Here is a 19,536-nt window from a genome sequence, read left to right on the forward strand (position 1 = left end):
GGCCGGCGCTCAGCCCGCTTCGATGGGCTCGTCGGGCGCGGCCCCGGGCTCCTCGTGCAAGATGGCCCAGACGAACTCCGGGATGAGCGCGAGCGAGTGCGGGTCCTGTGTGACGCCGATGAGCCCGCTGATGAGCTCCAGGGCGTGCTCCTGGCGGTGCGCGTCGACGAGCCGCAGCGGCGCGCTCGCCAGCGCCGGCGGGAGCCGAGCCAACCCCGGCCCCTGCGGCTCCGCCAGCGCCAAGAGCGGGTTGCGCCGAGCATCCGCCGCCGTCCACCGCTCGAGCCAGTCGTCGAGGTGTGTATTCGGGACGAAGTGATCTGCGGGCCACGCGCGGAGGTAGGGGAAGAGCACGTGAATCCAGCCGGTGAGCTCGTCCGCCGCGTTCTCGTACCGGAAGAAGGCGCGCCAGAACGCCGGATCCGGGGGCTTTCGCCCCTCCGCCGAGGCGACGATCTGGTCCAGCACGGGCAGGAGCGCGCGGGTCCAGCGCTCCGCGCCGACCGGTCCGAACGCTTCCGCGCGCTGCCGCACAGAGCGCCAGTCATCCGCCGTACCCATCAGGTAGATGCGCGGGATTCCGGGTGTCGGAAACACCATGTCGGCCGGGAACGGCGGCTCCCACTCGAAATGCGGCGCGAGCGGGGTTGTCACCGTGAGCTCCGAGGCCACCCGCTCGACCGGCCCTGTCGTCGAGAAGGCGGCTGCCAGGAGCTCCCTTAGCTCGCCGACCTGCGCTGCGGTCTGGGCGGAGAGCTCCGAGAACGTGATGGGCCACGGGTTCACCTGGCCGAGCGTGAAATCAGGCCGGTCGAGCGTCAGCTCGAAATCGCGGTCCTCCCGGATGAACTTGCGCCGCTGCACCTCGTTCGAGGCGATGTGGAGCGTGAGCCCGCGCGCCAGGCAGAGCCATATCACGTCGGGCGAGAGCACGAGCGGATAGCGCTGGGTGAAGGCCATGTACGCTGCCTGGACGAGCGGATGTACGTCCGTGCACCCGACGAGCGGCAGGCGATGGCGGTAGGCGGCCTCGATCGGCGAGACGAGCAGGCTCTGCACCGAAGCTTCTTCGTCGAACGCAGGCAAGGGCGCCGTCGAAGGCGCGACCCCGGCAACGTCGATCGTCGTGACGCTCATGGCTCCTCGTCCTCCTGGCCCTGCGCAACGGCTTCATGGGCCAGCGCTGCCGTAGATAGAACCTCGTACACAAGCGCGCCGCGCGAGACAACTCGCGCCGGCGGCAGCCGCGCAGCGGGCTCAACCTTGGAATCGCCTCGGCAGCACCTCGACCTCGTCGGGCGCGCCGACGCACGGCCGTGCGTCAGATGCGTGAGCGGAGAGACAGCGAGCGCTCACCCACAGCGGAACATTCCAGAAAAACTGACACACCCGTGCGTGCAATCAGAGCTCCAGGTTACCTGCTCGGCGGACCGACCGCAATCGCGATGCTTGTCGCCACGTCGCCCTGGATGCATGCGCGGATTCGGTCCCAGGGGACCGCCACGATGGCGCGAAGGTGCGGGCATCTCCCGGTCCACAAGGCGGATCCGGAGAGATCGCTGCTGGCCGAGCAGGGTGACATGGCACCGCATATCCCGCCTCCAGGCGAGGAGCGAGGCGCTTGGCAGCGCATGAGTTTCGCGTCATTCATGGCGCATGCCCTCCTCGCGCAGCTCCTCGCGCAGCCGTTCGCCTTCGCCGTCGAAAGCCACAGGTGTCCGCTCGGGGCTGCGCGCCCAGGTAAAGAGCGCGGGCAATTTCGCGCATCCCCTGACCGACGGCGGCAGCACGTCCAGCAGCACGGCCGCGCCCAGCGCCGTGAACCAGGCCGCGGCTCCCAGCCCGACCCCGAAGCCAGACCCCTTCTCCGGCTGGGATCCCGTCACGCGGAAGAGCACGAGCAAACCGAGCTCGCCCGGCCCGACGACGACGACGGCCGCGCCGCACAGTCCGTCAGGGAGCCATGTCGGGAGCACGACGACCGGCAACAATAGCGCCAATGTCGGCCGAGCACCCACCAGCGCACCAAGCTCACCCACCGCGACGCCAAGGCAACCGGTCTCCAACGCCGGGAACCTGCAGGATCCGGTCAGGCCTCGATCCGCTCCTTCCGATGGCGGCCTCCCCAAGGACTCCACCCAGCCTACCAACCAGCCATTTCAGGGCCAGGGCAGCTCGACCACACAGCCTCGGACCACCGAGGCCACCGTCAGGCCTCGATCCGCTCCTACCGATGGCAGCCTCCCCAAGAGCCCCAGCCAACCTACCAACCAGCCAGTTCAGGGCCAGGGCGGCTCGACCACACAGCCACAGACCACCGAGGCCACCGTCAGGCCTCGATCCGCTCCCACCGACGGCAGCCTCCCCAAGAGCCCCACCCAGCCCACCAACCAGCCAATCCAGGGCCAGGGCAGCTCGACCACACAGCCTCGGACCACCGAGGCCACCGTCAGGCCTCGATCCGCTCCTACCGATGGCAGCCTCCCCAAGAGCCCCACCCAGCCTACCAACCAGCCACTTCAGGGCCAGGGCGGCTCGACCACACAGCCTCGGACCACCGAGGCCACCGTCAGGCCTCGATCCGCTCCCACCGACGGCAGCCTCCCCAAGAGCCCCACCCAGCCCACCAACCAGCCAATCCAGGGCCAGGGCAGCTCGACCACACAGCCTCGGACCACCGAGGCCACCGTCAGGCCTCGATCCGCTCCTTCCGATGGCGGCCTCCCCAAGGGCCCCACCCAGCCTACCAACCAGCCAGTTCAGGGCCAGGGCAGCTCGACCACACAGCCACGGACCACCGAGGCCACCGTCAGGCCTCGATCCGCTCCTACCGACGGCAGCCTCCCCAAGGGCTCCACCCAGCCTACCAACCAGCCAATTCAGGACCTCGGCAAGGGTCCCCAAGGGAGCACCAAGGCGACGGCGCCAGGAAGCACGGCTCCCAAGGGGGGCGAGGTGCCCGGGGGGACGCCCGCGAACGAGACCGTCGCGAAGGACAGCACGTCAGCTCAGCCCTCCCCCAAGACGGGCGAGAGCGGCGCGAAGAGCACCCCCGCCGGAAAACCCGCTTCCACCGCGGAGCCCACGCCCGCCGAGTCCTCTACCTCGAAGTCACCGCCCGCGGGGCAGGGCTCCCGGCAGCCGGGGTCTGGACGCTCGGGACCGCCGCCGGGAGGCTCGTCCACCACGGCTGACCCTGCGCAGGGCGGCAAGGTGACGTGGATTGCGGACAAGGCCGTCACGAAGTCCGCATGGCGGACTCCGACGGGCAGAGTAAGCCGCAAGAAGGCGAAGCGTGCCATCCCGAGCATCGCCGACCAGCTGACCAGCGGCGGCTTCCCCACCGATCCCGCGCAGGCGAAGAAGCAGATCGGGAAGCGCTTCCCCAAGGGAACGCTGTTCAGTGATGCCGAGTGGGACGCCTTCCAGCAGCTCTCCTCGACCCCTGAGGGACAGCGCTGGCTCAAGGCCTCCGGCATGCTGCCGCTCGACGAGATCGAGCAGTACCTTTCGAACGACAACGCCGAGAAGTTCCGCGGCTTCCACCTGCTCCACAAGCCGAGCAAGGTCGTCCTCGCGAGCTACGTCTCGCGCCAGATGAAGGGCGGCGATGACGGCGAGCGCTTCGAGGGCACGCCTCCGGCGGCGGTGGCCCTGTCCATGGAGGCGCGGCACACGACCGACCCGGTGAGGAGGGACGAGCTCAAGAAGCAGATCGACCAGGGCATTGCCAACGAATGGGCCAAGACGCTCGAGCATACCGAGCCCAACGACGCCGCGATCGAGGCCATGGACAAGGGCGCCGTGCTGGCTCCGAGGACGCTCAAGGACAGCTTGACGTTCGCAGAGCCCAAGTCGCTCTCGACGGACGAGGCCCTCGAGCGGTACCGGCAGTCGATCGAGGTGCTCAAGAACACCTTCCACCTGCTCCAGGCCGGCGCCGCGATCTACGACGCCGGCTCGAAGAGCCATGTCCCGCTCCAGGGCGTGCCGGTCGCCAAGCTCCTGTCGCACGGCGGCCGCGTCAACATCCAGATCCCCAAGGGCAGCCCGCCCTACGCGCTGACAGAGTTCCTCGGCATCACCGACGGGAACGGTCAACCCAAGGCCGGCGTGTTCAAGCGCGACTTCGGGACGCACCACATCTCGCTCGGCAAGGACAAGTTCAAGGAGCAGGGCGGGCAGTACGCCGCGATCAGGTCCAAGCTGGACGACACAGAGCTCTACGGCATCAACCTCGCTATCGGCGGGCTCGGCCTCAAGGACTTCAACGGCGACGTGATCCTGAACGACGGCGCCCACGGGCACGTGTTCATCGGCTACCGCCCGCCCAAGCCGGGGAGGCGGGGCGCGCTCCAGATCGGCATCGAGACCACCGGCCCAGGCGCGCCCAGCACCGTCGGCTACATCCACAACTGGCGCTCCACCGAGAAGACGGCCAACCCCATCTCCAGCGTCGGCGGTCTCAAGCAAGACAAGATCGGCGACGAGAAGGGCAAGAACGCCCGCACCGTCGACCTGGGCAAGCTCGGGGACGATTGGAAAGGGCCCCTCGAGGAACGAGCGGACCAGTTCGCGCGAGACGTGACGGAGAACCCGACAGAGGCGATCAAGAACCTCGTCGGCCCGCGCGATATTTCGCAGCTGGACACCCACGATACCGCGCCGCACGCCTCCGACGAGTCGTCCGACGAGTCGCTCGACGAATCGTCCGACGAATCGTCCGATGGGTCGGATCGCCCCGAGCGAGGTTCGCTGGGCGGCGATCGCCGTGCTCCGCCGGGGGACGAGGACGAGAGCAGTGACGACGGCGACGAGGACCACCGCGATGCGGACTCGGACCATGACGACTCCGAGGACGACGACGACGAGGACGACGACGACGAGGACGAGGACGAGGACGAGGACGAGGACGACGACGAGGACGACGACGAGGACGACGACGAGGACGACGACGACGAGGACGACGACGAGGACGACGAGGACGACGAGGACGACGACGACTCCGAGGACGAGGACGAGGACGACGACGACTCCGAGGAGCCGCCGTCGAAGCGAACGCCGGATCCGGAGACATCCACACCCGTCGAGCAGGTGACCACACAACCGCCCGCGCGGCGCCCCCGGAACCCGGCCACCGCCATGACCACGGGGATGCAGCCGCCCGCGGCCAGCGCGGGGGACGTCGCCGCAACCTCCGCGACACCGGACCAGGGGACGGATCGGCCGTCGCGAGCGCGCACCAAACCGGAGGGGCTCGGCAAGGTGTTCGGCACCGGGGGACACGGGCTCGGCGGGATGTTCGCCAACACGGGCGCCGCGGAGCGCGAGCAGGCGCTGGCCGAGCAGTACGCTCTGCAGGTCGGACCGGACGACGACGCCGGCGGCAAGCACTTCTCGCACAAGATGCTCGACCACATCGAAACGGCCCTCGGTGAGCTGCCGCCCGAGCACGTCACGGGCAGCCCGACGCTGCGGAAGGTCATCCGCGCCCTCTCCTCGGAGCAATCGGCGAGCGAGTACGACGAGGAGACCGACACCATCAACATCGTCAATCCCCCGAAGGTCCCCACCTTCATCTACAGCCGGCTCAACCGGCGCTGGAACTGGCAGCGAAAGCGGATGGATCGCGGCGCCCTGGCGGACTACCCCGGCGTCAGCCAGGAGCAGGACCAGGCCCTCGGCATCACCGGGCGCCGCCAGGTCATGGGCGGCGTGTCCGACGTGCTCGCCAACGGCAACCTGCTCAAGTGGACGATACGCCACGAGGTCGCCCACTCCGTCGACAAGCTGGTCGACTGGAGCAGCCTCGCCGGGGAAGACCGGTTCGGCGGCTGGCAGGAGCACTCCGACTCGCGGGGATTCCAGACCGTCGCTCGCGCCATCTTTGCCAAGGTGGGCATCACCGACGACCAGGCGCAGCAGAAGACCGACGACGAGGGGCAGAGCGATCCCGACGGTTTCTCCGTGATCGAGCGCTTCGCCTCCCTCCTCGATCCGGAATACCGGCGCAAGGACATGGCTCCCCTGGAGAGCTTTCCCGCGAGATTCGTCTCCATCGACCCAGACCTGACGCACAGGCTCGAGCGGGCCGTCCGCACCGTCAAGATCGCCATGGCCCAGCCCTGGACGCTGGCCGACGGCGGGGCCCACGAGCTGGCGCACGGCGGCCGCATCTACCACGTCGACCCGTACGACAACTGGGTCAGCTACCGCGAAAGCGCCCGCACCAACGCCGTCTCCAACTACCAGTTCTCCACGCCCAAAGAGTGGTTCGCCGAGACCTACGCGTCCTATCACGACCCCAACCCCGCGCCGAGGGCGCAGCTGACCCAGGAGGTGCGCGACTTCTTCAAGAACGAGCTCCCGGGCATGGTCACCCAGGGGCGGGACGCATGGGAGCGCGCCCGCCAGAACATCGCGCGCAGCGCCGGCAACCAGCCGCGGCAGCCGCCCGGAGCCGGCTCGAGCGCAGCGGGCCAGAGCGCGGTCACCGTGGGCCTCGCCGCGACCATCGCGACCGCAGCCCCATCCAGCGACCCGCGCGACGTCACGCGCGCACCCAAGGACAGGCCCCCGCGCGACGTCACGCGCGCACCGAGCGACAGCGCGGTCCGGGAGAGCGACGGCGCCCGCGAGGGCCTGGGCAACACCAACACCCAGGCCGCATTGCAGACGCTCATCGACGCCAGCAAGACCTGGTCTCATCCGGCCACCGCCGCGGACAAGCAGGACGCCAAGAAGCTCCTTGGCGACCTCATGCATTCTCAGGGCGTGGATGGATCGCTCGTCGACAGGCTCGCGGAGCTGATCGACGACCCCGGCTCCCTCTCCCAGAACGAGTTCGCCATCTGCGCGCTGCAAAGCGTGCTCCATACGCAGCTCGTGTCCGACCTGGCCGGGTTCGCGCGCGTGGTCGCGGCCGAGTTCACCGGCAAGCTCTTCGATCGCGATGGCAAGCAGATCGCCGACTTCTCGCTCGACACGCAGAGTGAACGCCGCGCGACGACGAGCGCCCAGGCGACCGACGATCCCATCCAAAGCGTCATCCGCGGCGAGCTACCGCTGAAGGACGCCCCCATCGGCAACAAGCTGCTCCAGAACGGCGTCAAGAAGGCGGGGGCCAAGCGCGCCGACGTCGCGCGCAAGGGGCGCGCCTGGTCCGACAAGCACGTCCTCGATTACCTCCTGGCCCGGGGCCTCGGCAAGATGCTGAGCAAGCTCGCCCCCGACCAGTACCAGGCCGACGCCAAGTACACCGCCCGCGCCATCCCCGGTTATCTCGACAAGGCGCCCACGAGGGACAAGGACGCGACGGGGCCGTCCAAGAAGCGCGGCGATCTGCAGATCTCGGCCGATTCGCTGGTGACGATCTTCACCGAGATCCTCGGCGGCGACGCCCAGATCATGGTCGCCGGCGACAACTACGACGTGGGCCGCATCAACGACGCGCTCGCGAAGCCCGAACAGGCGCCGTTCGCCCTGGCCAACTTCCTCGACGGCCACGGGCTCGTCGAGCGCGCGAGGCAGTCCGCGAAGGATCCCACCACGGCCACGCCGTTCGACAAGGCGGTCACGAGCAAAACGTCGAGCGCGCACCAGGTCGTCATCAACGGCAAGATCACCGAGGACGGCGACCATTACGTCGTCCCGCTGCACACCTGGCAGCAGAGCTTCTCCATCAAGGTGAAGAAGGACCTGCTGCCGTCGCTCTTCCCGGTCTTCACCTACGGAACCTATCTCCCATCGCAAGCGCCGGCCGCGAACGACCCCGCCCGGAGCCGGACACCGAAAGCCGATGCGTGGACCCAGCTCACCACGGGGGGCGGCGACCCGCTCGGCACCGGAGGACACGGGCTCGGCGGGCTGTTCGCCAACAAGGGCGCCGCGGAGCGCGAGCAGGCGCTGTCCGAGCAGTACGAGCTGCAGGTCGGACCGGACGACGGCGCCGACGGCAAGCACTTCTCGCACAAGATGCTCGACCACATCGAGACGGCCCTCGGTGAGCTGCCGCCCGAGCACGTCACGGGCAGCCCGACGCTGCGGAAGGTCATCCGCGCCCTCTCCTCTGAGCAATCGGCGAGCGAGTACGACGAGGAGACCGACACCATCAACATCGTCAATCCCCCGAACGTCCCCACCTTCATCTACAGCCGGCTCAACCGGCGCTGGAACTGGCAGCGAAAGCTGATGGATCGCGGCGCCCTGGCCGACTACCCCGGCATCAGCCAGGAGCAGGACCAGGCCCTCGGCATCACCGGGCGCCGCCAGGTCATGGGCGGCGTGTCCGACGTGCTCGCCAACGGCAACCTGCTCAAGTGGACGATACGCCACGAGGTCGCCCACTCCGTCGACAAGCTGGTCGACTGGAGGAGCCTCGCAGGGGAAGACCGGTTCGGCGGCTGGCAGGAGCACTCCGACTCGCGGGGATTCCAGACCGTCGCTCGCGCCATCTTTGCCAAGGTGGGCATCACCGACGACCAGGCGCAGCAGAAGGTCGACGACGAGGGGCGGAGCGATCCCGACGGTTTCTCCGTGCTCGAGCGCTTCGCCTCCCTCCTCGATCCGGAATACCGGCGCAGGGACATGGCTCCCCTGGAGAGCTTTCCCGCGAGATTCGTCTCCATCGACCCAGACCTGAAGGACAAGCTCGAGCGGGCCGTCCGCACCGTCAAGATCGCCATGGCCCAGCCCTGGACGCTGGCCGACGGCGGGGCCGAGGAGCTGGCGCACGACGGCCGCATCTACCACGTCGACCACTACGACAACTGGGTCAGCTACCGCGAAAGCGCCCGCACCAACGCCGTCTCCAACTACCAGTTCTCCACGCCCAAAGAGTGGTTCGCCGAGACCTACGCGTCCTATCACGACCCCAACCCCGCGCCGAGGGCGCAGCTGACCCAGGAGGTGCGCGACTTCTTCAAGGACGAGCTCCCGGGCATGGTCACCCAGGGGCGGGACGCATGGGAGCGCATCCGCCAGAACATCGCGCGCAGCGCCGGCAACCGGCCGTCCGCGGTGGGCCCGAGCGCGATCACGACCGGCTTCAACCCTGCCGCGAACGCCGACCCGAACAGCCTCGGTGACGGCCAGACCAGCGACCCGGCGGAGAGGCTGGGCGGGTACAACCCCGCTTCGGGCAGCGGGGACAGGGCAGCCGACCCGCAATCGCAGTTCGACGAGATCCAGGAAGAAGCGGAGCCGCCGTCGGAGAGAGCGCCGGATCCGGCGACTTCCACCCCCGTCGAGGAGGTGACCTGGATCGTCGACAAGGCCGTCAAGAACACCCTCTGGCGCACCGACACCGGCCCCCTCAGCCGCGACAGGGCCAAGCACGGTCTCTACGCGATCCAGGGCCCGCTGAGCGCCAGCGGCTTCCCTCCCGACCCCACGACGGCCAAGGAGCAGCTCGGCGGGCGCTTCCCCAGGGGACCGCTGCTCAGCGACGCCGAGTGGAGCGCCTTCGAGCAGCTCTCCTCGACCCCCCAGGGGCAGAGCTGGCTCAACGCCTCGGGCATGCTCACCCACGGCCAGATCGAGCAGTACCTGTCGGACGACCCGACCAAGAACCCCGAGCGCTTCCGCGGCTTCCACAAGCTCCACAAGGCGAGCAAGGTGGTGCTCGCCAGCTACGTCTCGCGCCAGATGAACGGCGGCGAGGCCGGCAAGCGCTTCGAGGGTACCCCGCCTGCGGCGTTGGCCCTGTCCATGGAGGCCAGGCATACGACCGACCCGGCCAGGCGAGACGAGCTCAAGAGGCTCATCGACCAGGGCATCATCGAGGAATGGTCCAGGACCCTCGAGTACACCGAGCCCAACGACGATGCGACCACGGCCATCAACAAGGGCGCCGTGCTCGCTCCGAAGACGCTCCTCAATACCCTGACCTTCACCGAGGGCAAGAAGCTCTCCAAGGATGAGGTCGTCGAGCGGCACGGGCAGTCGCTCGAGGTGCTCAAGAACGTCTTCCACCTGCTCCAGGAAGGCGCCGAGATCTACGACGGCGCCGCCAAGAGCCATGTCCCCCTACAGGACGTGCCCGTCGCCAAGCTCCTGTCGCACGGCGGCCGCGTCAACATCCAGATCCCCGCGGGCAACGCTCCCTACGCGCTCACGGAGCACCTCGGCATCACCGACAACAAGGGCAATCCCATGCCCGGCGTGTTCAAGCGCCTCATCGGCACGCACCACGTCTCGTTCGCAGACGGCAAGTTCAAGGAGCAGGGCGGCCAGCTCGCCGCCCTCAAGACCAAGTTCGACGACACCGAGCTGTACGGCATCAACCTCGCCGTCGGCGGCCTCGGCCTCAAGGACTTCAACGGCGACGTCATCCTGCCCGACGGCGCCCACGGTCACATGTTCATCGGCTACCGCCCGCCCAAGCCGGGCAGGCCCGGCGCGCTCCAGATCGGCATGGAGACCACCGGCCCCGGGGCGCCCAGCACCGTCGCCTACCCCCACAACTGGCGCTCCACCGAGAAGACCGCCAACCCGATCTCCAGCGTCGGCGGCCTCAAGCAGGACAAGATCGGCGACGAGAGCACCAAGAACGCCCGCACCGTCGACCTCGGCAAGCTCGGGACCAACTGGGCCAGGACCCTCAAGGACCGCGCCGACAGGTTCGAGCAGGACCTGAAGCAAAAAGGGAAGGACGCGCTCCACGAGCTCCTCGGCCCCCGCACCCAGCCGCCGCAAGAGCTCCAGGACAAGCAGAGCGGGTTCTTCGCCACCTCGACAGAGACCAGCGCCACCGGCGCCGACGACGCGAGCACCGCGGATCTCGAGGCCGAGGCCATGGAGGTGCTGAAGCAGCAGACGACGCTCAGGATCTTCATCCCGCGGGCGCCCGGCAACGGCCATCAGTCCGCCTCGGTGCAGCTCATGAAGCGGCTCGTCCATCTCGGCTTCACCGGCGAGTTCGACGTCGTCTACGACGACTCCAACGAGCGCGACGACGACCCCACGCAAGAGGACGTAAAGGCCGGCGGCAAGAAATACGGCCTGAACCGGGCGAAGCTCACGAGCCTCTTGCCGGGCTTCGACGAGAACGGCGAGGCCACCCAGCGCTTCGAGACCGGGGGGCTCCGGGTCAACGTCATGGGCCTCAAGACGTTCCAGACCCTGACCGACCGGAACCCAGCGAACTACGGGCTCACCGGCGCGATGGACAACGAGGAGAAGCCGAAAGACATCCTGACCAAGCTCGGCGTCCGCTCCTTCGTCCAGCTCCAGCCCATGGACTGGAACCGCGAAAGCGGATTGCGGGGCGTCACCTACCGGGACAGCGCAAACGAAGAGCGGTTCCACGAGGTCGATGCGCTCGCCGGGCTCGGCTACATCTACGACACCACGGAGCCGGGTGATCCGAGAGCGATGATCGAGGAGGAGCTCGAGAAGAGCAACGCCGCGGCCAAGACCCCCGGCGTGCTCGCCTTCCTGGACCAGACCCCGAAGAGCAAGGACGAGAGCCCGCAGACCCACACCATGGTCGTCTACGGGTTCGGCACGGGGAACGAGTCGAAAGCGGCCATCTTCGAGCTGTTCAACCTCATCACAGGGGTCCTGTATGCGCAGGATGAAAAGGGCGCCGAAACGGATCTCAAGGACAAGGGCGCGATCATCGGCGCGGCGGGGTGGACGGACAAGGACGAGATCGCCACGCTCGAGAAGATGCTGAGAGGGGTATGGGAGAGCGGGCTCCGGCTCGTCGTCGATGAGAGCGACACCTTCGACAAAGAGGGCTGGGAGCCGCTCGTAGATCGCCTGAATCAGCGGCTCCTCAAGGATGACGGCGAACCGCGCGCGACGGTGATCAACATCGAGGATCCGGAAGCGCCGAAGCGCATCGCCAGCGTCGGGCCCAACGAGGTGCTCGTCGTCGAGTTCTCACCGAACCGCCTCCCCATGCCGGTCTTCGAGTACCTCCGATCCAAGACATCGTTACCCAACGGATTCGAGAGCGTGAACGGCATGGACAAGGAGCGGCAGAACAAGCCCTACTTCCATGTCGGAAAGGGCATCAGCAACAAGTTCCCGGGGTCAGAGGACCTCGTCGGGGTGGACGGAGCGGACGACGCGGCGGCTCGGGCCAAGCTCGTCGGGCGACAGATCGATGGACGTGCAGGGCTCCAGAGCTGGAAGCGGAACTATATCCACAACAGCATGCGGGCTCTCTTTGAGGAGATAGCAGGTCTGAAGCTGGGCCGCACGCTCGAGTCGCCCAGGGAAGAAGGCCGCAAGATCGAGGTCAAGCTCAACAAGACAGATCAAATTTACGGCGAGGGCGAGCGCAGGTTCAAGCCCAAGGGAAGCACCGAATTCAAGGACAAGCCTTACACTCCGGACGAGCTCAACAAACTGTATACCAAGAATCAGGACTACATCTCGAGCAAGCTCCAGGAGAGTGATCCCGACCGGCTCATCGGGGAGTACATCAACGACACACAGAAGCCCGATTCGGCTCTGAGCAAGTACTTCAAGGCGCTCAAGGATCTATCCGCGACGAAGGATCAGGTGAAGATCGCCTTCACCGAGCTCATCAGGGTCGAAAAGACCCCTCCCCCGCCGCCTGCCAAGGCCTCCTCCTTGCCGACCGCGCCGGAGGCCGATCCCTCCGGCGGGGCTCAATCGTTCGCGCCCAGCAAGGGCGGGCCCGTCGTCGAGCCCGGCGGCGCCGCCGCCGCTCAGGCCGCGCCGGGCGAGTCCTCGGCGCCGGCCCCGTCGCTCGCCGAGCTGACCGACATGGGGATGAAGCGCGGGCTGCGAGGGAGCGCCCTCGACGAGTATGCGAGCCGCGCGCTCGAGACCGGCGACACGGATCCGACGAGCTACCTGAAGTCGCTGGTGGACCGCATCGACGGCATGCCCCGCGAGTTCAAGGAGCGGGCCAAGACGCTGCTCGAGCAGCCGGAGCGCATCGAGCAGCGGGACTTCGCCTTCTGCGGGCTCACGGCCATCGCCGAGGCGGTCCTGCACAACAACCCCATGAAGGCCATCGACGTCTTCAGGTCGCTGTTCGAGACCACGCCCTACCCGCTGGCGTCAGGCGGCTCGATCCAGGTCACCCCCAGCCAGGAGGAGATCGCCCGGGGCAAGGACCCGGATCGCAACGTCCTGCTCGGCGGCAGGGTCAGGCAGATCGAGCGCATGTCCAGCCACACGGGCAAGGACTACGGCGACAGGCGCCTCGACATCATGCTCGCCCGGGCGCTGCCCAAGCTCTGGAAGACGCGCTCCAGGGACGAGTACGACGCGTGGATCAAGGAGGTCGAGGGGGGCCTCGACGAGCGCTTCGCCCAGAAGCAGGACCAGCTCGCGGGCGACGGCGTGCGCCTGAAGCGCGGCGACTTCCCCATGAGCGAGGAGGCCTATACCGGCATCCTCGGCGACGTCCTCGAGGCGAACGACGTCAACGTCATGTCGTCGAAGGACGGCGAGTACGACATCGACGCGATCAACAGGCTGTTCGACGACGGGGGCAGCGGGCCGTTCGTCCATGGGATCGTCCTCGCCGCGCCGGTGGGCGCCGAGGCCAGGAAGTACGCGCCTGGCTCTGACAACCTCGGATCGGACCAGGACCTCAGCGCCTGGAGCGATCCGGCCAGCTCGTTCGGGAACCAGGGGCTGCACCAGGTCAGGATCGCCGGCCCCATCGAGACGACAACGACCCCCGACGGCGCGGACGCCTACGTCGTTCCGATCTCGAGCTACGGCAAGACCTTCCCGTTCGTGGTGCGCAAAGACAGGATGGGGGAGTACTTCCCCAACATCCTCACCGGCAGCTGGCACCGGCCACCGACGTCTCCAGCCGTGGAGTCGCCCTCGCAGGTCGCTCCCACGAGCCAGGCTCCCACGGCGGGCAAGAGCGGGTTCATGGTCGCCGCGCCCGCGAGCGATGGAACCGGAACTGGCGACGCGAGCGCCATGGGTCCTCAGGTCGAGGCGCCGTCTCTGGAGCCGCTGACGTCTGAAGACGGACAGCACGCCCCCGCGTCCAGCCGCGAGCAGCGGCAGCCCGCAGCGCCACAGCCGTCTCCGCTCGTGCTCGCGCTGAAGGACAAAGACATCCCGAGAGCCATGCAGCTCGCACAGGAGCTGCTCGCGCCGACGGGCAGCGGCACGGCGGAGCTGGCGCCGGACACGCAGACGCAGCTGGCGCACGGGTTCTTCGTGGGTCCCATGCCGGCGCCGGGGCCGTCGGCGCCGCCGGGCTACGGCGCGCTGTTCGAGCAGGTGAAGGACCTCTCCTATGAGCTCGTGCAGAGCGGGCTCGGCGACGAGCGCACGCTGAGCGCGTTGAGCCCGATGCAGGTGGAGCTCCTGCAGCACGCCGAGCAGTCGGACCTTGCCCCGGCGGAGATCAAGGCCAGGGCCATGGGCGCGCTGTCGGCCGCCACCCCCGTGCAAAGCGCGGAAGCGGAAGACGACCAGCCCATCAGCACGAGGCAGGCCTTCATCGACGAGTTCATCGATGGGACGCAACAGGCTCGCCTGCAGGAAGGCGGCATGACGTCCCGGGTGGCCGATGCAGCGCAGTCCGGCCCCGTGCGCATCTCCGACAGCGGCGTGAGGCCGGTCAAGGCGGGCAAGCTGCCGCTCGAGAACTACACGCTGCAGAAGATCATCGGAAAAGGCGTCTCGGGCAACGTGGCCCTGGCCGAGCACCAGAGCCAGGGAGAGACGAAGAAGGTCGTCGTCAAGAAGATCAAGCTGGAGGCGGGCAAGGAGAGAGAGCAGCTCGACAACATCCTCCGCGAGTCCGCGATCCAGATGTACCTCATGGACCAGGGCGACGAGCCCGTGGTCGTCAAGCTCCAGAAGGCGGTCGTCGCCAAGGACTCCATCTACATCGTGCTCGAGCCTGCCGATGGGTCTCTGGAGAGCCACCTGCAGAAGAACCCGCCCAGCCGCACGCAGCTCATCAGCATCTTCCACGACCTGGCGGGGAGCTATGCAGTGATGCACAAGGCGGGCATCCTGCACAAGGACATCAAGGCCGATAACGTCCTGGTCAAGGACGGCAAGTCCCTCATCTCGGATTTCGGGCTGAGCAAGCGCATCGACGGGGTCCAGCAACGCATCATCGAGGACACGAAGCGCTTCGGGCAGATGATCCTGGAGCACACCGAGGCGCTGGCGCGCGGTCAGCTCTCGGCGCGCGACCTGAAGACGCTGGAGTCGTTGAAGAGCGACATGGGGTTCTTCAGCCCGACCAAGGTCGCCGCCTACAAGAAGCCGGAGGACCCGAGCACGGTCGACCAGCTCGTGGACATCGTTCGTCAGCTCTACAGCGATGACCCGGCGGCCCCCAAGGATGCCGGCTTCATGGACCTCATTCAGGACCAGCTCTGGGACGTCCGCACGCGCTCGCTGATGGACGAGCTGAGCGACGCGGCACCCGCCCGAAGCTGGCTCACCACGGCCCCGGCAGCGACGGGCGAAACGCGGGCCGATGCGTCCGCGGTCTCGCACGATGCGACGGACGAGAGCGCTCAGCAGGGGGAGGCCCTCGCGCTGTCGGCGTCTGAAGGCGGACAGCAAGACCGCGCGCCCAGCGGCGATCAGCGTCAGCCCGCAGCGCCATCGCCGTCTCCGCTCGTGGTCGCCCTGAAGGGCAAGGACATCCCGAGGGCGATGGCGCTGGCGCAGCAGCTGCTCGCGCCGACGGGCAGCGGCACGGCGGAGCTGGCGCCGGACGCGCAGATACAGCTGGCGCACGGGTTCTTCGTGGGCCCCATGCCGGAGCCGGGGCCGTCGGCGCCGCCGGGCTACGACGCGCTGTTCGAGCAGGTGAAGAACCTCTCCTATGAGCTCGTGCAGAGCGGGCTCGGCGACGAGCGCACGCAGAGCGCGTTGAGCGCGGTGGAGATGGAGCTCCTGCAGCACGCCGAGCAGTCGGACCTTGCCCCGGCGGAGATCAAGGCCAGGGCCATGGGCGCGCTGTCGGCCGCCACCCCCGTGCAAAGCGCGGAAGCGGAAGACGACCAGCCCATCAGCACGAGGCAGGCCTTCATCGACGAGTTCATCGATGGGACGCAACAGGCTCGCCTGCAGGACGGAGGGATAACGTCCCAGGTGGCCGATGCGGCGCAGTCCGGCCCCGTGCGCATCTCCGACAGCGGCGTGAGGCCGGCCAAGGCGGGCAAGCTGCCGCTCGAGAACTACACGCTGCAAAAGATCATCGGAAAGGGCGTCTCGGGCAACGTGGCGCTGGCCGAGCACCAGAGCCAGGGAGAGACGAAGAAGGTCGTCGTCAAGAAGATCAAGCTGGAGCCGGGCAAGGAGAGAGAGCAGGTCGACAACATCCTCCGCGAGTCCGCCATCCAGATGTACCTCATGGACCAGGGCGACGAGCCTGTGGTCGTCAAGCTCCAGAAGGCGCTCGTCGCCAGGGACTCCATCTACATCGTGCTCGAGCCTGCCGAGGGGTCTCTGGAGAGCCACCTGCAGAAGGACCCGCCGAGCCGAACACAGCTCACCAGCATCTTCCATGATCTGGCAGGAAGCTACGCAGAGATGCACAAGGCGGGCATCCTGCACAAGGACATCAAGGCGGATAACGTCCTGGTCAAGGACGGCAAATACCTCATCTCCGATTTCGGGCTGAGCAAGCGCATCGACGGGGTCCAGCAGCGCGTCAACGAGGACGCGAAGCGCTTCGGGCTGATGATCCTGGAGCACACCGAGGCGCTGGCGCGCGGTCAGCTCTCGGCGCGTGCCCCGAAGGCACGAGAGTTCTCGGCGCGCGACCTGAAGACGCTGGAGTCGTTGAAGAGCGACATGGGGTTCTTCAGCCCGACCAAGATCGCCGCCTCCACGATGCCGCGCAGCCCGAGCACGGTCGACCAGCTCGTGGACATCGTTCGTCAGCTCTACAGCGATGACCCGGCGGCCCCCAAGGATGCCGGCTTCATGAAGCGCATCCAGGACCAGCTCTGGGACGTCCGTACGCGCTCGCTCATGGACGAGCTGAGCGACGCGGCGCCCACCCGGAGCTGGTTCACCGGCAAGCAAGCGCGGGCCACGACGTCGGCCGAGACGGGCGATAACCCGGGCGGCGTCTATGCGCTCGGCTCGGACAAGGCGGTCCTGGACAACGCCAAGAACCTGGCGGGCAAAGATGGACACAGACCGGTGTCGAGCGACCAGCTGGGCGAGCTCGGCGCGAACGACAAGCTCACCATCGTGGCACACGGCAGCCCAGGCCGCTTCGGGGGCATGACGCCGGCAGAGCTCGCGACGCACCTCAAGGAAAACGGCGCGAAGGCGCTCGGGACGCTGAGCCTCAAAGGGTGCGACAGCGCGGACTTCGCGCGCGAGCTGATGGGAGAGCTCCAGAAGCAGGGGATCTTCGTCGAGCGAATCACGGGGCGCGACGATCTCGTTACCATCACCAAGGACGGGCGGACGCTCGTCAAAGACGGCTCGCAATGGGTGCATCAGGCGCCCGGTACCAAGGTGGAGGTCCGGTCAGGAGAGAACGACACCGTTTCGGTGACGGACGCCTACGCTCATCATGACGACGCGAGCGCTGTCGAGGCGAGAAGCCGGGCCCTGCGCGAAGGGATCAACGCGGGGGCGTTGCCGGATTCGCCGCCTGAAGGCGGACAGAACGCCCCTGCGCCCCTTGGCGACCAGGAGCAGCCCGCAGCGTCACAGCCGTCTCCGCTCGTGGTCGCCCTGAAGGACAAGGACATCCCGAGAGCCATGCAGCTGGCGCAGCAGCTGCTCGCGCAGGCGGAAGACGGCACAGCGGAGCAGGCTTCAGACGCGCAGATACAGCTGGCGCACGGGTTCTTCGTGGGTCCCATGCCGGCGCCGGGGCCGTCGGCGCCGCCGGGCTACGACGCGCTGTTCGAGCAGGTGAAGAACCTCTCCTATGAGCTCGTGGAGAGCAGGCTCGGTGACGAGCGCACGCTGAGCGCGTTGAGCCCGATGCAGGTGGAGCTCCTGCAGCACGCCGAGCAATCGGACCGTGCCCCGGCGGAGATCAAGGCCAGGGCCATGGGCGCGCTGTCGAGCGCCACCCCCGTGCACAGCGCGGAAGCGGAAGCGGAAGACGACCAGCCCATCAGCACGAGGCAGGCCTTCATCGACGAGTTCATCGATGGGACGCAACAGGCTCGCCTGCAGGAAGGCGGCATAACGTCCCGGGTGGCCGATGCGGCGCAGTCCGGCCCCGTGCGCATCTCCGACGGCGGCGTGAGGCCGGTCAAGGCGGGCAAGCTGCCGCTCGAGAACTACACGCTGCAGAAGGTCATCGGAAAAGGCATCTCGGGCAACGTGGCGCTGGCCGAGCACCAGAGCCAGGGACAGACGCAGAAGGTCGTCGTCAAGAAGATCAAGCTGGAGGTGGGCAAGGAGAGAGAGCAGCTCGACAACATCCTCCGCGAGTCGGCGATCCAGATGTACCTCATGGATCAAGACTCCGAGCCGGTGGTCGTCAAGCTCCAGAAGGCGCTCGTCGCCAGGGATTCGATCTACATCGTGCTCGATCCCGCCGAGGGGTCTCTGGAGAGCCACCTGCAGAAGAATCCGCCGAGCCGGACGCAGCTCATCAGCATCTTCCACGACCTTGCGGGGAGCTATGCAGAGATGCACAGGGCGGGCATCCTGCACAAGGACATCAAGGCCGATAACGTCCTGGTCAAGGACGGGAAATACCTCGTCTCCGATTTCGGACTGAGCAAGCGCATCGACGGGGCTCAGCAGCGCATCAACGAGGACGCGAAGCGCTTCGGGCTGATGATCCTGGAGCACACCGAGGCGCTGGCGCGCGGTCAGCTCTCGGCGCGCGACCGGAAGACGCTGGCTTCGTTGAAGAACGATCTGGGGATCGTCAGCCTGACCAAGATCGCCGCCTACGAGATGCCGCGCGACCCGAGCACGGTCGAGAAGCTCGTGGACATCGTCCGTCAGCTCTACAGCGACGGCGCCCGGGATGCCGACTTCATGAACCAGATCCAGGGCCAGCTCTGGGAGCTCCGCACGCGCTCGCTCATGGACGAGGTGAGCGACGCGGCCCCCGCCCGGAGCTGGTTCGCCACGACGCCAGCACAGGCCACGACGCCGGTAGCGACGGGCGAAACGCCGCACGGCTCACCGCGCGAGGCGCCGGCCGCGCAATTGACCGACGCGCCGGCTGCCCTCGACGGCGACGTCCCCATCCCCCCGCCGATCGACGCCCTGGTGCGGACGCTGGTCGAGAAGAGCGGCGCCTGGTCCTCTCCGCGCACGCAGGCGGACAAGCGGGAGGCCATCGCGCTCGTCACCGAGCTCCTGCAGCAGCTCGGCATGGACGCGAAGGTGGTCGACAGGGGCGAGCAGGGCAAAGACGGGCCTGACGACGAGCACTCCGCCTGCACGTGCGTCCGCTAGTCCCCTCGGGGCTCCGCCCCGAACCCCACCTCCGCGCGCGGCGCGCCGAGCGAGAGCAGCCCGAAGAAGACGAGCAGGTTCGACGCGAAGAAGGACGAGCTCGGGTGGCGCTGTGCGGGGCTGTCCTCGCGCGGTCGAGCCCGGCGACGGCCAGCGAGG

General features: G+C 67.9%; 3 protein-coding genes. 1 reads left to right on the top strand and 2 read right to left on the bottom strand.

Annotated elements, in window-relative coordinates; genetic code table 11:
- Positions 1-9: 9 nt before the first annotated feature.
- Together WME95_RS39075 and WME95_RS39080 are read right to left on the bottom strand one after the other, a co-directional pair.
- Positions 10-1,137, bottom strand: a complete 1,128-nt coding sequence (locus WME95_RS39075) for a DUF4419 domain-containing protein (RefSeq protein ID WP_437904417.1) — start codon at positions 1,135-1,137, stop codon at positions 10-12.
- 506 nt (positions 1,138-1,643) lie between these two features.
- A complete protein-coding gene (locus WME95_RS39080; RefSeq protein ID WP_437904418.1) occupies positions 1,644-2,066 on the bottom strand; it encodes a hypothetical protein in 423 nt (140 codons plus the stop codon).
- 1,147 nt (positions 2,067-3,213) lie between these two features.
- On the opposite strand from WME95_RS39080, the gene WME95_RS39085 reads away from it, so the two are divergent.
- The gene (locus tag WME95_RS39085) at positions 3,214-19,377 is read left to right on the top strand and encodes a protein kinase domain-containing protein (RefSeq protein ID WP_437904419.1); all 16,164 of its coding nucleotides are present in this window, start codon (positions 3,214-3,216) and stop codon (positions 19,375-19,377) included.
- Positions 19,378-19,536: the final 159 nt, after the last annotated feature.

This window comes from Sorangium sp. So ce327, from assembly GCF_051530205.1.
Taxonomy (GTDB): Bacteria; Myxococcota_A; Polyangia; order Polyangiales; family Polyangiaceae; genus Sorangium; species Sorangium cellulosum_B.

Bases quoted from the DNA above. Each gene is read 5' to 3' on its own strand.
- WME95_RS39075 (WP_437904417.1), bottom strand. From the start codon at position 1,137: ATGAGCGTCACGACGATCGACGTTGCCGGGGTCGCGCCTTCGACGGCG.